This window comes from Vreelandella sp. 2A-K22, assembly GCF_054065485.1.
In genome coordinates, this window is sequence record NZ_JBSUGC010000015.1 from 125,791 (window position 1) to 148,055 (window position 22,265).

Annotated in this window: 17 protein-coding genes; 7 read left to right on the forward strand and 10 right to left on the reverse strand. The window is 54.7% G+C overall.

Annotated elements, in window-relative coordinates; translation table 11 throughout:
* Positions 1 to 44 precede the first annotated feature (44 nt).
* Positions 45 to 803 (reverse strand): GntR family transcriptional regulator, encoded by a 759-nt coding sequence (locus tag ACW17M_RS19565; protein ID WP_009287856.1) that lies wholly within the window; start codon positions 801 to 803, stop codon positions 45 to 47.
* Between the two features lie 89 nt (positions 804 to 892).
* Here ACW17M_RS19565 and ACW17M_RS19570 point away from each other — a divergent pair, with 89 nt between their 5' ends.
* Together ACW17M_RS19570 and ACW17M_RS19575 are read left to right on the forward strand one after the other, a co-directional pair.
* Positions 893 to 1,753: an amidohydrolase family protein gene (locus ACW17M_RS19570; RefSeq protein ID WP_457547983.1), complete on the forward strand. Its 861-nt coding sequence runs from the start codon at positions 893 to 895 to the stop codon at positions 1,751 to 1,753.
* A gap of 103 nt (positions 1,754 to 1,856) precedes the next feature.
* Positions 1,857 to 2,144 (forward strand): sll1863 family stress response protein, encoded by a 288-nt coding sequence (locus tag ACW17M_RS19575; protein ID WP_022523436.1) that lies wholly within the window; start codon positions 1,857 to 1,859, stop codon positions 2,142 to 2,144.
* Between the two features lie 55 nt (positions 2,145 to 2,199).
* Here ACW17M_RS19575 and ACW17M_RS19580 read toward each other — a convergent pair whose 3' ends face one another.
* The 6 genes from ACW17M_RS19580 to ACW17M_RS19605 all read right to left on the reverse strand — a co-directional run bounded on the left by ACW17M_RS19580 (position 2,200) and on the right by ACW17M_RS19605 (position 11,239).
* Entirely contained in the window at positions 2,200 to 3,411 is a 1,212-nt protein-coding gene (locus tag ACW17M_RS19580) for a toxic anion resistance protein (protein WP_457547984.1), read from the reverse strand.
* Between the two features lie 97 nt (positions 3,412 to 3,508).
* Positions 3,509 to 4,450, reverse strand: coding sequence for a cobyrinic acid a,c-diamide synthase (locus ACW17M_RS19585; RefSeq protein ID WP_457547985.1), 942 nt, complete (start codon positions 4,448 to 4,450; stop codon positions 3,509 to 3,511).
* Between the two features lie 167 nt (positions 4,451 to 4,617).
* Positions 4,618 to 6,750: a TRAP transporter permease gene (locus tag ACW17M_RS19590; RefSeq protein ID WP_457547986.1), complete on the reverse strand. Its 2,133-nt coding sequence runs from the start codon at positions 6,748 to 6,750 to the stop codon at positions 4,618 to 4,620.
* Between the two features lie 81 nt (positions 6,751 to 6,831).
* On the reverse strand, positions 6,832 to 7,875 hold the full coding sequence (locus ACW17M_RS19595; RefSeq protein WP_161463403.1) for a TAXI family TRAP transporter solute-binding subunit: 1,044 nt from the start codon (positions 7,873 to 7,875) through the stop codon (positions 6,832 to 6,834).
* A 227-nt stretch (positions 7,876 to 8,102) separates the two neighbouring features.
* Entirely contained in the window at positions 8,103 to 9,485 is a 1,383-nt protein-coding gene (locus ACW17M_RS19600) for a sigma-54-dependent transcriptional regulator (RefSeq protein WP_081742516.1), read from the reverse strand.
* Positions 9,482 to 11,239, reverse strand: coding sequence for a sensor histidine kinase (locus tag ACW17M_RS19605; protein ID WP_051430427.1), 1,758 nt, complete (start codon positions 11,237 to 11,239; stop codon positions 9,482 to 9,484). The genes ACW17M_RS19600 and ACW17M_RS19605 overlap by 4 nt, the downstream gene beginning before the upstream one ends.
* Before the next feature lie 255 nt (positions 11,240 to 11,494).
* On the opposite strand from ACW17M_RS19605, the gene ACW17M_RS19610 reads away from it, so the two are divergent.
* Both ACW17M_RS19610 and ACW17M_RS19615 read left to right on the forward strand, forming a co-directional pair.
* On the forward strand, positions 11,495 to 12,616 hold the full coding sequence (locus tag ACW17M_RS19610; protein WP_027959452.1) for an endonuclease/exonuclease/phosphatase family protein: 1,122 nt from the start codon (positions 11,495 to 11,497) through the stop codon (positions 12,614 to 12,616).
* 311 nt (positions 12,617 to 12,927) lie between these two features.
* A complete protein-coding gene (locus ACW17M_RS19615; RefSeq protein ID WP_009287860.1) occupies positions 12,928 to 14,235 on the forward strand; it encodes an ATP-grasp domain-containing protein in 1,308 nt (435 codons plus the stop codon).
* A 139-nt stretch (positions 14,236 to 14,374) separates the two neighbouring features.
* Here the strand turns inward: ACW17M_RS19615 and ACW17M_RS19620 are convergent, their stop codons facing one another.
* Both ACW17M_RS19620 and ACW17M_RS19625 read right to left on the reverse strand, forming a co-directional pair.
* A complete protein-coding gene (locus ACW17M_RS19620; protein WP_457547987.1) occupies positions 14,375 to 15,136 on the reverse strand; it encodes a DUF2182 domain-containing protein in 762 nt (253 codons plus the stop codon).
* Between the two features lie 25 nt (positions 15,137 to 15,161).
* The gene (locus ACW17M_RS19625; protein ID WP_457547988.1) at positions 15,162 to 15,767 is read right to left on the reverse strand and encodes a DUF1326 domain-containing protein; all 606 of its coding nucleotides are present in this window, start codon (positions 15,765 to 15,767) and stop codon (positions 15,162 to 15,164) included.
* A 222-nt stretch (positions 15,768 to 15,989) separates the two neighbouring features.
* Between ACW17M_RS19625 and ACW17M_RS19630 the strand changes: the two genes are divergently transcribed.
* The 3 genes from ACW17M_RS19630 to ACW17M_RS19640 all read left to right on the forward strand — a co-directional run bounded on the left by ACW17M_RS19630 (position 15,990) and on the right by ACW17M_RS19640 (position 20,888).
* Positions 15,990 to 17,939 (forward strand): winged helix-turn-helix domain-containing protein, encoded by a 1,950-nt coding sequence (locus tag ACW17M_RS19630; protein ID WP_457547989.1) that lies wholly within the window; start codon positions 15,990 to 15,992, stop codon positions 17,937 to 17,939.
* A 129-nt stretch (positions 17,940 to 18,068) separates the two neighbouring features.
* A complete protein-coding gene (locus tag ACW17M_RS19635) occupies positions 18,069 to 19,691 on the forward strand; it encodes a BCCT family transporter (protein ID WP_457547990.1) in 1,623 nt (540 codons plus the stop codon).
* Between the two features lie 291 nt (positions 19,692 to 19,982).
* Entirely contained in the window at positions 19,983 to 20,888 is a 906-nt protein-coding gene (locus tag ACW17M_RS19640) for an extracellular catalytic domain type 1 short-chain-length polyhydroxyalkanoate depolymerase (RefSeq protein ID WP_041159480.1), read from the forward strand.
* Positions 20,889 to 20,987: 99 nt separating this feature from the next.
* On the opposite strand, the gene ACW17M_RS19645 is transcribed toward ACW17M_RS19640, so the two are convergent.
* Positions 20,988 to 22,049: an ion channel gene (locus ACW17M_RS19645; protein WP_457547991.1), complete on the reverse strand. Its 1,062-nt coding sequence runs from the start codon at positions 22,047 to 22,049 to the stop codon at positions 20,988 to 20,990.
* Positions 22,050 to 22,265: the final 216 nt, after the last annotated feature.

The window sequence follows — 22,265 nt, forward strand, 5'->3', positions numbered from 1 at the left end:
TTTCTTTGAAATGCAGGGTTATGAGGTGTGCATTTAATGCGATCTCAAGCAGGTTGATCACCGAGCGTGACACGGTAGCGGAACCGCTCTGGCCTTCCGTGTACTCGTCGAAACTCGATGACTCTGCCTGCAGGATTGCGGGCAATGCGTTGGATGGCGGCGACCGGTGCCCCAGTGGCTAGTTCTAGATGCTTTGCACTGGCCTTGGTGGCGGTGCCGAACGACAGCTCGTCGGTTGCTGACGAGATCAAAATCCCGAATTCCTCCAGAAATACGGGATACAACAAAGGGCCCATCGCTTTTGGATTCAGCGACATGAGCCCGTTGAAATCGGGCAGACGTAGATAAATTTCTTCAAACAGCAACGGGTCGCCTGACCAAAGGCGTACACGTTCCAGCTTTATACAGTGGCTGACTGATTCTTCGCCGAAGGCCTGCTTTACGTCGGCGGGAAGGGCGACTTCCTGATGACTGAGAATTCGACTTTCCGGAATAACGGGTACATCGGGATCTTCCACATCATGTACATGGAAAAAACGAAACAGATCGGCTCGGAAGGCGGGTTGCTTAACGAAAGTGCCGGTACCTCGCCGCCGATCCAGCAGCCCCTCATCGACCAGCTGCTTCAGGGCCATCCGCATAGTTGCTAAAGCAACGCCATACTCTTCGGCTAAACGGTTCTCCGAGGGAATCATGTCGCCTGGTTTCCACTCACCATTGGCGATCCTTGAGCCTAATTGATCACGGAGTTTGGCGTACAGGGGTAATCTTCCGTCCGTATTAGCAGAGAACTTGGCTTGCATAGGGTCACCCAGTGGTTATCTTGATTTCTTGAGGTCATTGAAGACCCGTGTATACTTCCAGTCAACCAGTTCTCTAGAGAACTAGACTTATGTATAACAACTTAGGGATACGAAATCCCCAGTCAGAACGTAATGAGGTGTCAAAAGTGAAATTAGGTTTTGATTGTCATGCTCATGTCTACGGGGCTGTTAAGGAAGCCAACGGGTCTAACTACAGTCCATCCCGTCCTGCACCACTTTTGAATTGGCAAGAAAACTTAGAAAGCTGCAAATTAAGAGGCGGGGTACTGGTGCAACCGAGCTTTCTGGGAAACGACAACCGGCAACTGCTCGAAATTCTCTCTAGGCTTAATCATGCGTATCGAGGGGTCGTGCAGCTAGCCAAGGAGACGACGCTAGAAGAGATAGCCGCCCTTGATGCTGCAGGTGTTGTAGGGGTGCGATGGAATCTCATTGAGGGGCGCAGCGCATTGCCAAACCTCAAGGATCCTCTATGGATAGACTTTCTAGATAATCTTAAAGCTATGGACTGGCATCTTGAGCTGCATCTGGAAGGGAACCGGTTACCTGAAATTTTTCCAGCATTACATGAGCATGGCGTGAAGTTAGTCATTGATCATATTGGGCTGCCAGTCGACGACGTTCCTATGCAAGACCCAGGCTGTCGTCTTCTGCTTGAGTCAGGACAGGCAGAACGAACCTGGGTGAAGCTCTCAGCCCCCTATCGTTCCCCTGTGTTTGACCTCAGACCGCATGTCCAGGCATTGTTGCATCATCTTGGACGTGATCGGTTAGTGTGGGGCAGTGACTGGCCATGGACGCGCCATGAGAATAAACACACTTACCGCGATACTTACGGATGGCTCAATGACTGGGTTAGAGATGCTGATGATCGTCAGCACATTCTTGATGCGAGTCCTAGAGCCCTGTTTCGCCTGGGTGATTCATAGCGAGGGTATACCAACTGCTAAGAGGGCTGACATATGACTCGGATTGGAAGCAGGGGGATATCCGCTTCGAACTGGAGCCCGTTACTGAAGGGGAGATATCACAATGAGACAGCGTGACGAATTCGTTGAAGAAATGAAAGCCAGGCTCGACGAGTGGAATGCTGATATCGATAAGCTGACTGCCAAGGCTCGCCAGGCGAGCGACGAGGCGAGGGTGAAGTACCAAGAGGACATCGATCGACTCAAGAAGCGCCAGGCGGAGACTCAACAAAGACTTGATGAGCTTCAGCATGCCAGCGAAGCGGCCTGGGAGACTGTCCGCCAAGGTATGGAAGACTCTTGGGAGTTGATGCGTAAAGCCTTCCGGGATGCCTCTTCTCGTTTCAAATAGCTTATTCAACTAACCTTGTTCAAACCATGCGTTTCACTTAAAAAAGCCTGAACAGTTAGCTGGAGTCGCGGCCCTCTTGTGGTTGCGATTCGCTGCCTTCTTGGAGACGCTCGATGGACGCATTTCCCTGCTTTGCCAGGGTTGCCAGGCGGTCGATCTGCTCATCCAGGCGGGGTAGGGCCTCTTGCCGATAGCTTGATAGATCGTCGATGGCGCCCATCACCTCGCTGAAAGCCTCCTCAAGCACTTGCATGTCGAGCATTGCAGAGGAGGCACGCTTCTGGATGTCCACGCCTTGCTGTCGCAGGGCCTTGGCAGTGCCGCCAATCATCTGCGATGTGGTCGTATTGAGGGCTTCGATGCGATCCAGCACCAGGCGCTGATTAGCCATTGCCATGGCCACCGTGACCGCAACGGTGAGCGCCGAGACGGTGACGTTAATGGCTCTGTCCACACCGCGCATTAATTCCCGGTTGTTGCGGATGATCACCTCTAGCGCCAGTACGCCTTGCTGACTTACTGCCAGTTGCTGCTGTAGATCCACGATACGCTGACGCAGGGGGAAGAGCAGTTCTTCCTCAAGAAATTGACGTCGCGGATCATCGCCATCGCGAGCGGCTATTTCATCTTGCAGGCGGTGGTCGATCATGCGGCCCAGCGCAATTTGGCGGTTCAACTCGCCAAGGATTTTAGTTAACGCCAGTTGGTCATCGTTCAAGGTTAGGTTGTCACGATGTAACATGTCTCGTCCGCTTTCCAGATCCTCGATGATCGCATCCAAGGCCTGCTGGGTATTCTCGAACTTACGAAAGTAGCGCTGCAAGCGGCTATCCAGGCCGGGAATGACCGCCAGAACGCGATCCAATGTAGTCGGCGCCAGGCGATGGCGTGCAGGGTCGAGCACTTCCATGCGCCCACGCAGATCGGTCAGTGCCTTGGCAACCGGCCCACCTTCGTCGCCCTGGTGGGCCAACTTACGCAGCGGTGTTTGCAGCATGGCGCTGCGATGGGCAGCCTGCTGCTGCAGTTCAAGGCCCATCTCATCCACGGCACGGCGCTGGCGAACCACTGACTCCTCATCACCTTCGGCGAGAATATCCTCGACAAAGCGGTCGGCCATCGCCTCAAGCTCAGGGTCGATATCACGCTCATCGGGGGTTACCGATTCAGCCTGACTTGCACCCAATCGACTAGCTCCCAACTGGTCAGCGATCTCGTCCACCGGTGGCAGGGAGAGGCGTCGTTTGTCATCGGATTGCTGAGCCATAGAGATCTCCTGGGCTATAAAGCTATTAAAAATGCGATGAAATAAAACGGTTTAAATACAACAGAGTGAAAACAGCACGTTAGCACTGCCTGTCAGCTTAATCCTTGCGGCCATAACGATCGGCCCCTTCGACGAAGCGGCGCAGATCCTCCAGCGCTTTTTCGGTGGTAACCGACGCCTGTGGGCGTGCCGTCTCGATGCGCGCCATGGAAACGGCGGTATCGTCTAGCACGGTTAGGGCGGATTCGATGCGGGCAGAGAGCTTGTTCAGCCGGTGCTTGGTCTCCACTAGCAAATCGAGGCGGCGCACCAGGGCAGCACGCTCTTCATCGCTTAATCGTTTGCCCTCCCGCTCCAGTCGACCTCGTACGTAATTACCGTCCACGCTAACCACACCACGTGCCTGGGAAGCCATGGTCGTCAACGTATCCACCGCGCCGAAACAGACTTGGGTGACCAAGCCTTGCGAGCGCTCGAAAGCCAGCTCGCCAGTATGGAATCGGTCGCCTAGTACGTCCATCACATGGCGGTAGCGGCTGTAGAGGCGGTCGGTCAGGATTGCTAAGTCGGGACGGTGCACATCGAGCAAGTTCTGCTTGGCCCGGCACATGGCCAAGACTAGATCGTCGGCTCCCACAGGTGGCCTTGCGGGGTCGAGCACCGACACACCCGTTTCATAGGCGTTGCGCTCCTCTTGAGCACGGCGCTGCTGTGCTGCGGCCTCTCGTTGAACCTCATGGCGACGCACGCGGCGGCGGGCCAGCCAGCCGCGTAGCGTTCGCTCGATAGGGAGCGCTACAGGAATGGCGACGATGCCTGTCAACCAGCCAAACAGGCTGGGGCTGAAACCACCCCATAGGGAGGTCAGCCACAGCAGCATGCTGATGAAGGGAACCACTAGGCAATAGCGGGCGATTACCTGGAGACGACTGGTAGTCGACACTGGAAGCGCCAGGCCAGGATTGAAGAGGCCGACCAGTAGCCAGGGCAGGCAGGTCATAAACAGGCCATAGGAAAATCCCTGCAGGAATCCCAACATAGATATGGCTATCCTTCAGTCATGGAACGCAAATATTGTGTTTAGAATAACTGAGATAGGTCGCTAAGCACCAACCAAGATGTACTCGACTCAGTTCAGTTGTACAAAAAAAGGCCGCCCCTTTGAGTAGGTGGCGGCCATTCTGTTCTTGCATTGTCTGCTATGCGTTAGGTTGTAGCAGGAACCATTTGACGGTCGCGTTTAGAGCTCCACACCAACGTGGCAACAAACAGTGCCAAGCCCAGGAAGTCCAGCAGCAAGGTTCCATGGGGCCATAGCATCAAGGCACCGATGGGAAACATAGCGAGACGAAGCCACCAGGGCAACGCGCTTTCTAAGTGGCCTTCCAGTCCCGCAATAATGGCGTAGATACCGAACAGCGCGAAGGCGAACACCACCAGCATCTCCATCGGTGTACCGGTGATCATTGGCGACCACACGAACAGTAGCGGAATAATGTAGAGGCCCTTGGCAATTTTCCAGGCGGTAAAGCCCGTGCGCATAGGCGGGGTTTTGGCGATAGCCGCCGCGGCGAAGGCGGTAAGGCATACCGGCGGTGTCACGTTAGAGTCCTGAGAGAGCCAGAAGATCACCATATGCGCCGCGACCAGCAGCATCGACAACGTATGCGATGAAAGCGCTTGCTCGTAAAGCTGCGAACGGAAGTTGTCCGGGACGACCGCCAAGAGTTCCTGGGCACTGGCGGCATCCATCGGTGCGTTCAACGCCTCTAGTGCTTCCGGAGCGGCAAGCATAAAGATCGCCCGTGCCTGCTCAGGCAGGTCACCGGCCATGATCAGCTCCAGCAGATGGCTTTCCGCCATCAAACCATAAAGCGCTGGTGCTGATAGCGTGCCCAATACGATATAAGCGGCCGTCACTGGCAGACCCATGCCTAGTACCAGGGAGGCCAATGCAATCAACACGATGGTGATTAACAGGCTACCGCCCGCCCAGTCGGCGATCATCAACGAAAAAATATTACCGATACCGGTCGTGGAGACCACGTTTACGATTAATCCGACCGTCAGCAGCAGAATCGCGGTGGAAATCATGTTCCGGGTACCCAGCACCAAGGCATCGATTATCGCCTGAAGTTTCATGGGGGTGCGTGACAGCCAGGAAGCACCCACCACGGATAAGATGGCGATACCTGCAGCGTAAGTAGGGGTGAAACCATTAACAAGCGCCGCGACCAGAATCACCAACGGTAGCAGGTAGTGCCAGCCACCCTTTAGCACGTCAATTAGTTTAGGTGCCTGTTCGGTTTCTACCTGCTGGGTACCGCTCCGTTTGGCTTCGATGCGCACGAACATGGCCACCGAGAGAAAGTACAGCAGCGCGGGAAGGGCGGCGACGCCGATGATGGTGAGATAGGACACCTGGGTATAGGAGGCCATAATAAAGGCACCCGCACCCATCACTGGAGGCATGAGCTGACCACCGGTAGAAGCCGCCGCCTCAACACCGGCAGCGAAGCGTGGTGGAAAACCAGCCTTGCGCATCAGCGGAATGGTAATCACACCGGTAGAGACCGTATTTGCCACACTGGAACCCGAGACTGACCCCATCAGCCCGGATGCAAACACCGCGACGAAGCCTGGGCCGCCAACAAAACGACCAGCGGCACAGCGCGCCAACTCGATGATGAACTCTCCAGCACCGGAACGTACCAGAAAGGCGCCAAAGAGAATAAACATGAAGACATAGGACCAGGAAATATTGGCTATCGAGCCTAGAATGCCCTCGCCGCCGAGAAAGCTGCGAAAGAGTACGGTTTCCCAATTCAGTCCGGGGAAATTGAATACCCCACCTATATAACGCCCCCACCAGGCAACGTAGGTCAACGCAATGATACAGAGCAGCGGGATGAACCAACCTGTAGTACGGCGGGCAAATTCAAGTACCAGCGCTAAAGCGGTGATCGAAACAATCCAGTCAGCCAAGGAAAAGCGCACCCCGCGGGCGTAGAGCGCATCTTCAAAACCAATCAAATAAAACGCACAGCCCAGGGCGGCCAGGCCGAGACACACATCGACCGCAAGTAATAGTCGTTGGCCGTTAGCAGAGCGTGCTTTAAACATAGGCACGGAAAGGGCGCACAACAGACCGAACATGCCGAAGTGAAGGGCGCTGACCCAGACCTCTGAGATTGTGCCCAGGGTATTGAAATAGATATGCGACAGGGCAACGACGATGGCGAGTAGGCTCAGAATCCGGCCAAGCCAAGGGTGTTCGAGGCGCTCCGCCTCATCGCTTGCGGATTCGTCGCGCACCGTATCAGGTGTCGAATGGCTCATGGTGTACCTCATGGAACACGGTAAGGCATAGAAAGGACATCCACCCGAACTGTGCCGGGCGGATACTAGGCGGGGGAGGCATTAGCCTTCGAGAAGATGCTCGGGTATTTCCATGCCCTGCTCCTGGAAATAGCGTGCAGCACCGGGATGCAGGGGCATCGGCAGGCCATCCAGGGCTTTTTCGAGTGTCATATCGCGCGTCGCTGGGTGAATGTTATTCAGGAACGGCAGGTTCTCAAACATTGCCTTGGTGATCTGATACACGTGCTCTTCCGGAACATCAGCGTTGACCACCAGAATGTTGGGCTGAGAAATAGTGTTGATCGGCGCTTCCTGGCCGGGATAGGTGTCGGCGGGAATGTCGAAAGCGCTCCACACCGGATATTGGCCGTTGATTCGCTCAAGCTGCTCTGCGGTCACATTCAGCGTGGTAATGTCACCACCCATGTTGGCGTAAGCACTGGTCACCGCGGAAGCCGGCACGCCCGCCGGTATGTTCATGCCGTCTATATTGCCGTTCTGCATAGAATCAGCGCTGGCGCTGTAACCCAGGTAGGCGATATTCATCTGCTCCGGATCAATTTCCAGACCGGCAAGAATTTGCCGACCGGAGCCTTCGGTGCCGGAATTGCGTGCGCCGATGGAGAAGCCGCGCCCATATAGCTGGACCAGATCGTCAATAGTACCGGTTTCGACAAGCTCGTCGCGCATCACGAAGTGTTCGACGTTCTGCCATAGCATGGAGATTGAGCGTACGTTGTCGTAGGCCTTAGGTACCGGGCCTTCACCTGACCAAGCCCAGGCGCCGTAAAGCGCTTGTAGAATGCCGAATTGGGCTTGGCTGTCGTCCATCAGGCGCAGGTTTTCGGCCGAACCAGCCGAGCTGATGGCGGAAACAGAGATGCCATGGGTGGGCTCTAGCTTGACGCGTACCAGGGTGGAGAGCGCTACGCCTACCGGGTAGAAAGTCCCGCCGGTGGTCGCGGTGCCCATGATGTACTGGCCGCCTTGATCACTCTCCTGAGCGATAGCAGCGGAGGTGCTGACCCCGATTGCTGCGGCGGTAGCAAGGCACAATGTGGTTTTGAGAATAGGTGTGGTTTTGAGAAATTGACGTTTCAACATGGAGTTGCTCCTGGCTTATTGGAATTATGGGAGTAATCGCTACTCCGTTTCCCCATAGAGCGAGAAGCTAGCCAACTTTAAATAACCAGATATTAATCAAATGTTTGCATGTTTTCGTATTCGACGAAAGGCGAAGCTGGCGGCGCGGCTATCGGCCATTTGTTGCCGATGGTTTTCGCCATCATCGGCAACAAATGGCCGATGAATAAAGCCTTCCTAAATGATGTCTAGGGAACGAGAAAATCTTCACGGCGCAACTGATGGCGCTGCATCTTCTGGTTGAGCGTGCGGCGGGGCAGGTCAAGCTCTTCCAGTACCGCTTGAATATTACCGGCATGGCGCTTTAGCGACTCTTTCAGAACCGTGGCTTCGAATGCTTCCATGCGCGCCGAAAGGGCACTGGCTTGGTATAGCGGCACACTCGACGTTTGCCAGGGCAGATCCAGTCCCAAAATAAAGCGTGTCGCAATATTGCGCAGTTCGCGCAAGTTTCCCGGCCAACGGTGATTACCCAGGGCGGCAAGTAGCTCCGTTGTAGGCTCGAGGAGAGGCCTTTCATGAACCTCGGCGGCTTGGTGACAGAAGTGGCGAAACAGTAAGGGAATATCTTCGCGCCGCTCACGCAAGGGTGGAATCGCCAGCTCGGCAATCGCCAAGCGATAATAGAGATCCTCTCGAAAACTGCCCTCAGCGACCATCTCTAATAAGTTTTCTTTACTTGCCGCCACGACGCGAAGCTGCAGGTGAATCACCTGATTGCTACCCAGACGAGTGATTTCGCCTTCCTGTAGCGCACGCAACAGCTTGACCTGTGCAGATAGCGGCAGTGACTCAATTTCATCCAGGAACAGGGTGCCGTGGCTAGCGGCTTCCAGACGCCCGATGCGCTGCTCTCCGGCCCCGGTAAAGGCGCCTTTCTCATGCCCGAAAAGCTCCGACTCGATCAACTCGCTGTTCATTGCACCGCAGTTCAAAGCCACGAAAGCGCCTTGATTGCCGGTACCGAAATCGTGGAGAGCTCGGGCCACGACCTCTTTGCCGCTACCAGTTTCGCCATTGATAACTATGTTGGCGCGGCTGGCGGCCAGGTTTTCCACTTGGCGTCGTAGCTCCTGCATCAGCGCAGAGTCGCCGAGCAGCCGAGTGTTCAAATAGTTATGCCGCAGTGCCTGCTGCAACTGCAAATTTTCCAGCGCCAGGGCGCGATGCTCCAACGCTCGACGCGCGCACTCTTCCAAGCGCTCAGGATCGAAGGGCTTTTGTACAAAATCCCAAGCCCCCTGCTGAATTGCGGCCACCGCCATGGGCACGTCACCGTGGCCCGTAATCAGAATCACAGGCGGCGGCGTGTCGAGTTCTTGCACGGCGGCAAACAGGGCCAGGCCATCCATCTCCGGCATCTTGATGTCACTGATCAATACGCCGCACTGCTGATCATCTTGAAGTGCCTTAAGCGCTTCGCGGGCACGGGAAAACGCTCGCACCGCTAGTCCTGATACTTCCAGCCATTGACTAAGCGAATCGCGTACATCTGCTTCGTCTTCCACCAACCAAACCGATAGCGTGGCGGCTGGTATGCGAGAGAAGGCGTTAGAAGATGGTTGTGTCATGACGGAGTCTCCTCTCCATGCGGTAACGCCAATCGAAACCAAGCCCCTCCAGTAGGTTGATTGCCAGCGCTAAGCTTGCCGCCAAGATCCTGAACAATACCGTAGCTGATAAACAGTCCCAGCCCTAAACCTTCCCCAACTGGCTTGGTGGTGAAGAAAGGGTCAAACATGTGCTCGATAACCTCTGGGGGCAAACCCGGGCCGTTATCATGAATGGTCAAAATTACTTGCGTCGGGATTATTTCGGCGTGAAGGTAAATCACGCCGTCAGGCGTTTCGTTTAAGGCATCTAAAGCATTCCCAAGCAGATTGGTAAGTAGCTGCTCAAGGCGGACTTCATCTCCGCGTACCAGCAGTGGCTGCTGCCAGGCGCCGTTACGCTCAAGGCGTACTTTTTGTTGCTGAAAGCGTTCCTCGAGTAGCTCAAGCACGAAGTTTAGGCTGGCTTGAAGATCGACACTCTCCAGGCTGCCTCCTTTGCGGGCGAAGAGTTTGAGTTGTTCGATCAGCCGAGCCAGGCGCTTGCTCAATACCTGAATGCGTTGAAAGTTATCACTAGCCATTTCCTGACGACCCATCGCCAGCAGCCGTTTGCCGTTGGCAGCATAGGTACGTATGCCGGACAGTGGCTGGTTCAGCTCATGGGCGATACCTGCCGCCATGGTGCCCAAGGCGGCCAATTTACCTGCCTGAACCAGCTCGGTCTGGGCATCTTCCAATGCCCGGGTACGCTCCTGGACGCGCTCTTCCAGGCGTATATTGGTTTGCTGGATAATCTGCGCCTGAGCATCGCGCATGCGGTGGCGTTTTTGTCGTTCTCGTAGCCACAGGCCGAGTAACAGTAAAGCGGAAAGTGTTATCAGACCGGCCAAAAGCATGTTGCGGGCACTGGTATAAAGCGGCTGCACTGGGCTCAGGTAATGCATCGACCAGCCAAGCGTGGAAAGCGATGAGGAGGTGATCAGAAAACGTTCGTCTTCTCCTTGAGCCTCCATTACCAGGGTGTCGTCAGGAAGGCGGCGTCCCAATAGGGGGAGCGGTTCATCAAGAAATTGGCGTTGGGCATTAATCTGCTCTAAGGCGGCGTCAGAAAGTTGATCGATGTGCCCAAAACGCCACTGCTCGCGGCTGGAAAGGATAACTACGCCGTTGGCATCTGACAATATGACGTTTTCATTTGCTCGGCGCCAATCTTCCTGGAGCGCCTCCAGAGAGACCTTGACCGCAAGCACTCCTGCGGTGGCAGTGTCTGAAAAAGTGACGGCGTAAGAGTTGAAGTAACCTGGCTGTCCAGTAGTGCTGCCAACCGCAAAAAATTCACCGCTACCATCCTCCATAGCATCGAAAAAATAGGGTCGGAAGTGATAATCGTGGCCGATGAAGCTTTGCTCGAGTTCGTAGTTGCTGCTGGCCAGCGTGACCCCTTGGTCATTCATGAGAAAGATCGTTTCGGCGCCGGAGCGTTCGGCCACCAAGGCCAGATGCTGGTTAGCCTGCGTCAGAAATATATCATTGGGTTCGCGAAGCGCTGCATGAATTAAAGGGTGTTGGGCGAGTAGCCCGGGCAGGTAGGTAAAACGCTCTAGCGCCCCTTGCAGGCTGCTCGTGTAGAGCGCCAAGCGATTTTCAGCGTGACGATGTGAATCGGCTTGGACTTGGCTGTATTGCCAATACCATAACCACCACAGACCCAAAAACACCAGCGCTGTCAGCGTTGGCAGAACCAGGGCACGTAGCAAGGTTTTCCTCGTCACTATGCTTACCTCAAAGGTCGAATCTATGCAGGCTGGTGAGCTTATCACCTGGGCGTGATCAGTCCCATTTTCGGTATGCGTTTTTCCGGGCTCTATCGATGTGATGATCGCTTTACCACTATGGCGGGATACGGTTTGCAGAGGGCATGCAGCTATCCAGAGAGGGGTATGCTTAAATCGTCACAATATCCGCGGCAATCTAGGCCGGTATAACCGGGATTCTCCCGGTTACCGTTGTCGCGTTTGAGAGGTTTCATGTTGTTAAAACTCCTTCTCTGGGTTATCCGGTTGTTGGTGCTCTTAATGGTAGTGGTGGCCTTGCTGCCATTAATATCCAGCGGTCAGTGGTGGATCAGGCTGTGGGATTTTCCACGACTGCAGCTAACGGGCGCGTTGGTCTTACCACTACTGCTGCTAGGCGTGCACGCTTGGCTAAAGCGCCCAACTAAAGAGCACGCCGTGTGGGGAGTGGTCATCCTTGCAGTGGGAGGGTGGCACTTAACGCACATCCTGCCATTTACATCCGTTTGGTCGACCGAGGTGCCCACCGCTGAGGTTCAACCCGGCGAAAACCAGACGACGTTAAAAGTGCTAACGGCAAATGTTGACTACAAAAATGATCAGTACGCTGAGGTAGTGGCAATGGTTCAGCGCGAGGATCCCGATTTACTACTGCTAATCGAAGTTAATAGCGCTTGGGCTGATGGGCTAGCGCCACTTAATGAGGAGTACGCCCATAGAGTAGGGGAGGTGCGCGATGAGGGCCTTGGGATAGTGCTATGGTCACGGATTCCGCTGCTGGAGCAGGAGGTTGAATATTTGGTCTCTGAGCGTCGGCCTTCCATTTTCGCAACGATTGATGCGCCAGACATCGGGCCAGTGCGCTTCGTTGGCGCCCATCCGGTTCCGCCAGGTCTGCAGGAACGAACCGTCAGCAACGAGGACGAACGACGGGACAGCCGAGAACGCGATGCAGAGCTCATGCTTATTGCTCGTCATGTGGAAAAAGACCCAGACAACCGCTGGATCGTCACCGGTGACTTTAATGACGTTGCGTGGTCTGACACCACCAAGCTTTTCGCTGACTTGAGTGATCTCAAAGATCCCCGCCGTGGCCGGCGATTGCTCAGCACCTACCATGCGGAATACCCATGGTGGCGATACCCAATTGACCATCTTTTCGTTTCTGACGGTTTTCATCTTATTGATATCGACATAGTGAAGGTGCAAGGCTCTGACCACTTTGGCCTCTCTACCACGCTTACCGTTGGTCGCAAAGATCAAGGAAGGCCTGAAGCTTCCGCAGAAGAGGAGCAGGAGGCCGAAGAGATGGTCGAGGAGGGAGCTGAAGACGCTGCAGAACATGATGGTGGTTAATCGATGACGCGGTAATAAAGGCTCGACCTTCTGAATTTTTTCAATGCATAGGGTTGCTGTTGATCAGCTGCGTTTTAAAAATTATCCCCATCTATCGGTGAGATAACTTCTACAGTTATTCAACAGAAGCTCTACAGTTTAATTGCCATTTGTAACCGTATCGACTAGCTTAGTTACGACGGGTGCGCTAAAAAAACCCTAATGCTGGCTTACTCAATCGTTTCTGAACACCACTGACTGCGGCTTGGCTCACTTGGTGCGCTCCAGTTTCAGCCCAGTCAATTTGGGTTAACCAGCAAGGAGGACATTAAATGTCGATAACATCAGAAAAGCAATTACCCGAAGCAGTAGCGGCCTGGCGTGACCCGGAAATGGACTCAGTGAAAGGTACCGAGACACCCAAAGATCCGAACAAAGGTTACATTGCCTTACTTGGATGGAGTATTAACGCGATTAAGGCGGCGCAAAAGTTTGACCGTCGCTATATCGTCGTTGCTCCCGAATGGGCTGAGGATTTCTGTGCTGCGAACAATATACCGTTCATTTCCTGGGATTTTATTCGCTTGAATGATCGTTCCATGGAGATTGCCGAAAAGTTGAAGGCTGAAGGCGTAGACGTCGCCATCCCACTGTTTGAAGAAACCGTTGAGTGGTCAGGTGCCATCAACTCCGTGCTTCTCGACAGCCCACGCATGTTTGGTCAGTCTATTCTATTCCGTGATAAGGCCTTGATGAAGCGCCGTGCCCAGCTTGGCGGTATCCGCGTTGGGATATTTGAAGAGGCGCACGAAAAAGAAGACATCGTCCGCTTTATGAAGCGCGTCAATCAAACGCTGCTCAAGCTTGATGGTGATCCGGATGACCCGATACACGTCAAAGCATTCGATAAAGCCGGTTGTCTTGGCCACCGGATGATCCGAACGTTAGAAGAAATTGATAACATTCCGGATGAAGAGTATCCGCTGCTGATGGAGAGTCACTTGAGCGGCTGGGAGTTTGCCGTTGAAGCCTGGATACACGATGGCAAAATTCAGTTCCTGAATATTTCGGAATACGTGACGTTAGGCTACTCGGTGTTCGTGCCTGCTACCCAGGAGCTTGAGAGCTGGCGCAATGCGATCACCAAACAGATCGAGCTGTTGATCAAAACCTTCGATATCCAGTTCGGCTTGATTCACCCCGAGTACTTCGTGACAGCTGACGGTGAGATGTACTTTGGCGAAGTTGCCTACCGCCCACCCGGCTTCAAAGCTTTCGAACTGATCGAAAAAGCCTACGGTTTCAATGCCTATCAAGCGTCAATGTTGGTGTTCGACCCGAAAAGCACGAAAGAAGAAGTAGCGGCGTTCTTCCCCCGCGAAGTAGTCGATGCGAAGGGTTACGCAGGTTGTTTCGGTGTCTACCCACGCCGTCGTGTTGTCAGCAAGCTGGAAATGCCCGAAGAGACGATTAATCACCCGTACTTCGAGTCACACGAACTGGTCGCACCGGCAGAAGAGACAGTGCCTGACCGGTCTGCTTTCGGGACTCATTGGGGGCTCATCTTCTTCTTTGGCGACGATCCCATCAAGATGCGCGATCTGCTAAAAGCCCAAGAGGATCTGGACTTTTACGTCTAACGTTCGATAGCGCAAGACGCTGAACTATGGGCGCGTATATCAGTATCAGGAGTACTCCATAATCCCGATATTGATATAGGCGCCCTTTATTTTGCCAACGCTGCGGGAGTAGCCCCACCAAAAGGCAAGGTAATTCGATTTAATAGGCAGCAGACAGCAAAATGATGACGCCTACACCAGCGAGTAGGAACCCACTGATTTGGCTAATCCGTTCTGCTTGGGGGAGTAGCTTCTCTGCTAGAAAATAAAGGGCTAGCCCCGCCATCCAAATTAGGCTCATGACGCCGCCAACGAACATCAGCAGCATCAAAGCCCAGCAGCAGCCGGTGCAGTAGGCGCCATGGCGGAGCCCCATGATCAGCGCTCCGCCGTTGCCTTCACGCCATTCGGTCATCAGAAAGCTTAAGGGCGAACGACACTTGTTCAGGCAGGCCTGTTTAAGATCACTGAACTGGAAAGCACCTGCGGTTACCAGCAGGGTGCCTCCTAACAGTGGGGTCACGTGGCCCAAGGATGAGCTTAACAGCGTACTCTGCTGCAACGCCCATTGCATGACGGCGGCTGCCACCGCAAACGCCAGCCACACGGCAAGGTAACCTGCTATGAAAACCCAGGTGGCTGCGCTGGCACCTGCCTCGCGTTCGCGCTGCTGGTGGATGCGCAGAAAAGTAAGCAGCATGGGGCTAGCGCTGGGTAGCATCATGGCCACCATCATCACGCTCCACATCACAGTGGCCGTGACCAGCACGCTCATGCCGTCGTCGCCTGTGCTGGCCATCTCCCCATTCATCGGCATTTGCGCGTGCATGCCGTGCATAATCAGGTAACCCCACGCCAATATTGCCACGGTTATCAGTGCTAACCAGGTCAGTAAGCGTTCCCGGGCATGGAGAGTGCTCATCGTCAGTTCCATCGCCAATGCCCCCTCAAGACCCGCTGTAAGCGAAGGGTGAATAAAACGCACTGCGTTCGCTAAGATCAATGTTGATGCCGTAAGCACGGTGCAGCAACGATTGCGACTTGGCCACTACCAGAGACTCGCCCGGCGCTACCGCCAACGGGTGATGATGAATGGTCACCTCAGCGCCGTTCTGGCCCTCCAGGGCGGTAATTTCCGTGTTGGCGGATTGGCCAAGTTTCAGATGTCGATGCCCCTTTCCCACTTCAAACTGGATGGGAAGGTGTTCTACCGCGAGCACCTCGCCGATAAAGGTGGCCAACAGCGCCGGATGGCCACCAGCCTGGCCGCCGAAGATGCGGCTTAGCGCTTCCTGTTGGGCCTCATCTGCCCGCTGGTCGATATACAGCACGACTTTCCAGTTTCCCTCGGCCATGGGGCCGGGGGAGTGCAGGGCGATAGCCACATTCCTGTCGCCGAGATCCACTGCCTCGAACTGGCCTTGAGTAATGTGCCAGCCCACCAGGGCGGTACATTCACCCTCGGTAGGGCTGCCGAGGTAGATACACGGGCAGGCACCTTTGCAATTGCAGCTTTCGAGGTAGTCGCCTTTCAGGCTCCATTGGGGATTCATGTCGTCTCCTCCTAACGTCGTTGGATGGCTTTTGTGATATTTCTTTTTGGGTATCTCTTGTTATAGCGCTGAATCGCTCGCGGGATGTGAGGAACTGATGAGAATTACGTGAGAATTGCATCTGAGTGTCATCGTTCGGCGCGCAACTACTGTGTCGGGTGGTTATTTGTAGCTATGCTGAACTCAGGTATCAGCTAAGCCTGACACGTAGAGAAACCAGCCATGTGGCAATGTACGTCGGATTTGACGACCAACCGGGCCTATCAGGGTTTCGTTGGCCGCACTAATGAGCTTGATACTCTTCGCGGTGTGCTTGCGACGGCAGGGCCTCGGGTGGTGCATGTCTACGGTATTACCGGCATTGGTAAGACGGCACTGCTGGACATATTGGCGGCCGAGGCGGAGGACGCAGGTGCTAGCGTCATCCGACTGGACTGTCGCCACATAGAGCCCACCGAACCTGGATTTTTACATGCGCTAGGTGTCGCCATTGGGGATGGCGGATCGGGGGTGGATGCGCTGGTGGAGCGATTGGGCCTGCTGGGCCCCACGGTTCTTCTCGCGCTGGACACCTACGAAGTGTTCAGGCTGCTCGATACCTGGCTGCGTCAGGTATTTGTCCCGTTGTTGTCGGATAACGTACGCATCGTCTTCTTCAGTCGCCAACGCCCTCTGGATGTCTGGTTTTCAGCGCCGGGCTGGGGGCGCCTGGTTCAGAGTGTGCCGGTACAGCCGTTGAGCCCGACGGAGGCTCAAGTGCTCCTTAATTTGCATGGCATACAGGAGGAAGATGCGGCATCCCTGATCCGGGCCGCCCATGGTCATCCGCTGGCGCTGAAACTGGCGGCCACCGCCAGGCGGGAAAACCACGCCCGTTCGTGGCCGCAAGAGACGGTGCTACAGCACGCGGTTGATGAGCTGAGTCGGATGTTTCTTGCCGATGTGGAAGATTCGGCGAGCCGACATGTGCTGGAGGGCGCCGTGGTGCTACGCCGGGTGACGGTCTCTCTGTTACAGGCATTGTTTCCGGAACTCGATCCCCAGGATGCCTACGAGCGGCTGCGCAGGTTGCCCTTTGTGGATGGCATGCATGATGGGCTGATTATTCATGAGGCCGTGCGTGATCCGCTTGCCCGCTCCCTGCATGCCAGCGACCCTAGCCGCTACCTGGACTATCGTCGGTCGGCCTGGCGACAGCTGGTCAGCGAGTCGCTATCCGCGGCCAGTGACGATCTCTGGCGCTATACGGCGGACATGCTCTACCTGATTGAAAACCCCGTGGTGCGTGAGGCGTTTTTCCCCACCGTGACGGCGCTTCACAGCGTGGAAGCGGCACAGCCTCAAGACGATGAAGCCCTTACCGGGATTGTCCGCGCCCATGATGGCCGTCAGGCCAGCGAGTTGCTTCTGCAATGGTGGCGGCGCATGCCCCAGGCGTTTTCCATCGTGCGGGGCGCGACCGGGGAAGTAGAAGGGCTGTATTGCAAACTGCGTTCCGATCAGGTTGAGCCTAGTTGGTTACTCAACGACCCGGTGACCGCCCAGTGGTATTCCCATCTTGAACAGTCGCCTGTGCGGTCGGGCGAGGTGGCGTTATTTTGTCGCCGCTGGCTAAGTCTCAATGAAGGCGATTCACCCAGTGAAATACAGGCGGCTATCTGGCTGGATCTTAAGCGAAGCTATATGGAGCTGCGCCCTGGGCTGCGGCGGGTCTATCTAACAGCGACCGATCTTGGCGCCTACCAACAAGTGGCGCAGCGGTTGGGGTTTGAAGTCCTTGGCGGATGGGAGGTGGAGCTGGATGGTCTTTGCTATCCGAGTGCGGTGCTCGATTTCGGGCCGGCGTCTGTGGATGGCTGGCTAGCGGAGCTTGCCGCGGCAGAGCTGGGCATAAAGCGTGATCCTGCCTTGTTAGATGTCGAAGCCCGGCAACTGATGTTAGCGGAAGGCTCCGTTGCGCTGACGCCCCTGGAGTTCGGTGTCATGCGCTATTTGGTCGAACACCAGGGTAAGGCAGTGTCCCGTCGTGAGCTGTTGCAGCATGTCTGGGGTACCCGATATCAAGGAGGCAGCAATGTGGTTGATGCCATTGTACGCACCTTGCGCCGCAAACTTGGCAGCCAGTCTGCGCGGATAGAGACGTTGACTGGAGTGGGTTATCGGCTGAGATAATCGATTGTCGTCTATCAGGCAGTGGTTATCATACGTAGTTTCTCCTGGGAAAATATCACGGCTTGCTGGCCCCTTGGCGTTATCGGTCAATGACTCCTATGTTGGTGGAAAGACACGGGAGGAATAATAATGGATGCACTAGCGAGAAAACTGGGCCTCAAGACGGATCCCATCATTTTTTTCACGTCCGCAGGGATCATGATCCTTTTTCTTGTGGTGCTACTGATTGCGCCGGGCCCCATCGGGGCAGCCTTTGGTGCCGGGCGGGAATGGATTGTTACCAATCTTGGCTGGTTTTTTATTTTAGGGGTGACAAGTTGGGTAGCGTTTCTGCTGTGGGTGGCGCTTAGCCGGTTCGGGGCGATCCGCTTGGGGGGCAATGATGCAAAACCTGCCTACAATAATATCTCCTGGTTCACCATGCTGTTCGCAGGCGGCATCGGAACGGTGCTGATGTTCTGGGGCGTGGCCGAACCCATTTCCCACTTTTCTAATCCACCCAGGCCGGATGTTGTGCCTTTCTCTGTGGAAGCCGCCGACGATGCCATGAGTTTTTCGATCTACCATCTGGGGCTACATACCTGGGCGATTTTCACTATGCCCGGACTGGCTTTTGCTTACTTTATTTATCGCTATAATCTGCCGATGCGTTTTAGTTCAGTATTCTATCCGCTGTTAGGCGAGCGCATTTATGGCCCTCTCGGCAAATCTCTGGATGTCTTCGCCATACTTGGCACCCTGTTTGGCGTAGCGGTCTCTATCGGCCTGGGCACCCAACAGATCAATGCGGGGCTAACGGAGTTGTTTGGTATTCCAGATGCCGTTATCACCAAGGTGTTCATCATTGCCATGCTGACGGCTGTCGCTGTGGGATCGATTGTGGCGGGGCTGGATTCAGGCGTGAAACGGCTTTCTAATATCAATATCGCCATGGCCGTCGGCCTGTTGTTGTTTGTACTCTTTACCGGGTCGACCGTTTTCCTTTTGCGCGCTGTGGTCGAAACCTTTGGTCTCTACATAACGAACCTGCTGCCCATGGCTTTCTGGAATGACACGCTGGCAAGCTATTCCAGGGATGGCGGCGCCTGGGGGTGGCAGGGTAGCTGGACGGTATTCTATTGGGCCTGGACAGTGACGTGGTCGCCTTTCATCGGGATCTTTGTGGCGCGAATTTCACGCGGGCGCACAATCCGCGAATTCGTCCTTGGTGTGCTTTTTGCCCCCTCTATCTTTACACTGGTTTGGTTTGCAATTTTTGGTTGGTCGGCAATGGAGATCGACGGGATTGGGCCCGATGCTCGAGAAGCACTGGGAGAGCAGGCAGGTATCTTGTCTGCCGCCGTAGGTGAAAGCATCCCCCTCGCTATGTTCGCATTCTTCGAGAGCTTCCCGGCCGCTACGTTAATCCAGGGCTTGGCTGTTGTGATCGTTGCGATCTTCTTTGCCACGTCATCAGACTCTGCGTCCCTGGTTGTCGATATGCTGTGTACCGGCAGTGCGGATCCCGGACCATGGCATCAGCGTGTTTTCTGGGGTGTTTCGGAGGGTATGCTGGCAGCGATGCTGATTGTGCTTGCTGGCGAGGCCGGGCTTACTGCTTTGCAGGAGGTGATTACCGTTGTTGGCCTACCGATGTTCATTTTGGTGTTTGCAATGATGTTTGCGTTATACCGCGGCCTGTCCCAAGAAGATCTTAGCGAAGTGCAGGTGGGGCGCCCGCCCAGACGTGAGGAGTTAGCGCCGGATGAGTAGATGAACGCTTTCTAGTCTGCATAAATCCTCACTGCTATGTTCGTTAGCGCACGGTAAATGTGCGCTTTAAGGCTCATCATTAAAGCAAGAGAGGCAAAGGATATGCCTAAACAAGGATGTTGCGCGATGCGCTGCAAGGGAGGCAGCGTCCCTCCCTGAAATAAATTGTTCGGTTATAACTCATTCTTCGCCCCGCTCTTTGTCCTTTGGCAGCAGGGGTAGCTCTAATGCTGTCTTTTTGCGAGTGGATTGCTACCCCCAGCTTAGAACTAACCTGTACAAGGAGGTTATATGCCGACATCTTCAAATAGCCATGATCGTCTGACCAACTTGCAACAATTTGGGGCTGACCCCGGGTCGCTGCATGCGGACACCTATATACCGAAGAACTTCCCCAAGAATGGGCCGCTCGTCGTCGTGCTTCACGGCAGCACCCAGTCGGCGGAGGGTTATGACCGCGGGTCAGGTTGGTCGACTCTTGCCGATGAGAGCGGCATAGCACTGCTGTATCCAAAGCAAAGAAAAACCAATAACCCTATTAGCAGCTTCAACTGGTTCAAGTCTGGCGATAGCCGTCGAGGCGGCGGTGAACCACTCTCTATTCGTCATATGATCAAGCAGGTTGTTGATGATCACGCCATCGATTCCACGCGGGTGTTTGTCACCGGTATGTCTTCAGGTGGTGCCATGACATCGGTGATGCTGGCGACTTATCCAGAGGTGTTTGCAGGAGGTGCGATCATCGCTGGTCTTCCCTATCGTAGCGCGGACAACCTGATAGAGGCGATGGTTCGCATGAAGGGGTATGGCGGCCCATCGGACCACCGGCTTGACGCGCTTGTGCGTGGCGCTTCAACTTTCGACGGCCCTTGGCCAACAATTTCGGTCTGGCATGGGGGCAGCGATTCGACCGTTGATAACGCCAACGCCGATTCTATTGTTCGGCAGTGGCAGCAGATCCACAAAGTTGAAGGGCCACCGACACGGGTAGAGCAAGTGGCCGGTTTTCCCCGCCAGGTCTGGTGCAATGCGGATAGGCAGGAAGTGATCGAGGAGTACATCATCGAGGGGATGGGCCACGGAACGCCAATCATGGCCGGAGGCGACGAAGGCCTCGGAGAAGCAGATAAGTATATGCTGGAAGTCGGCATTTCGTCGACTCGGCATATAGCGCATTTTTGGGGGCTTACGGAGTAGGAGAGCGTTAGTCGGGTGTGCCTCCCCGCTACCGCTTTTTACCGCCGCCTCTAAACCCAAGCGCTATATCAGAACTATCACAAGAACAAACCCACCTCGTTAACTTTCCACACTGAGAAGCTCGCTCAGTTGCTGCTGAGAAAGGCGTCTATCAGCCATGTAGTAGAGTATGTCACCATCTTTGAGTGGGCGGTCGTTGGCGGGATTGAGCATATTACCTTCGCCGTCGCCACTGCTATTGGCGAGCCCCAGTACGGTGGCGTTATAAACCTTTTTTGCTTGCATAAATAGATCGCCAAAGGTGGCTCCGGCAGGCGGTTGGCTTAACCTGGTTTGATACTGGGTCGCGCCACGATCAACCGCGAGTAGTTCGTTAACGACCCGCGAAATTCCCGCATCAGAGGCTGAGCGTACCAGCATTTCCAACGCTAAGGCCTGGGTGCATTCGATGCCGGGCAAAGTGCGCCGTAACATCGCTGCGGTGTCGGGATTGGCGCAGTGGGCGACGATATGGGCGTTTTTTGCTTTAAGGCTGTAGGCACTCAGCGCGACAGTGGCCACTCGATCATCGCTGGTGTCGTAAATGATGATGCGGCTGGCGCTTTCGACACCCGCTCGCTTGAGAAGCTCGGCATTGGAGAAACTTTCCCCTTTAATAAACTTTAAATCCGCAGGGCGTGGGTTGCTCATCTCTTTGGTAACGCAGAGCACGACTTCATCCGGCAGGCCCTTATCGGCTTTAAGAATGTCCAAAATGCGCTCGGTAGTTTCGCCGTGCCAGCCAATGACAAGGGTGTGACCGGATAAGTGGCTGAAATCGCCTTTACCTTGCATCTGTAATCTCCAAAAATTTGAAAGTGTGACGGTGGCTTTCCCGATCAAGGCAGCGAACAGTGAAATGCCGCCTGGAATGAGATAGATCGTAGCGATCCACTTCCCGGCCACGGTTGTCGGGCTGAAATCACCGAAACCTACGGTGCTGGAGACGACCACATAAAAATAAACCCAGTCGGTAGCGGAGTCAGCCACCGTTTCGCCGACCAGTGAGAAAAGCACCCAGGTGGTGCCCATATGGGTGAGCACAATAAGAAGCAGAAATGTCCACGAAATTTGTAGCGTAGAGGCTTTAAGAACGCGGAGCAGTCGCTGAATAACAGGCATGGTGATCTCTTACGGTGATGGTGTGTCAGCCCAGTTTTTCGGCATGGGAATTGATTGATGATAAAAGAGTGACCCGGTTCCTTCGCTGTCGCTAGCCCTATCATCATCTTTAAAATAAAAATGTGCTGTTGAAACGAAACAATACGCGCCTGCTAGCGTACTCTTAATAAACAAAAGGGCCGCTATTCGCGACCCTTTCATATTTGCTAACTGGAT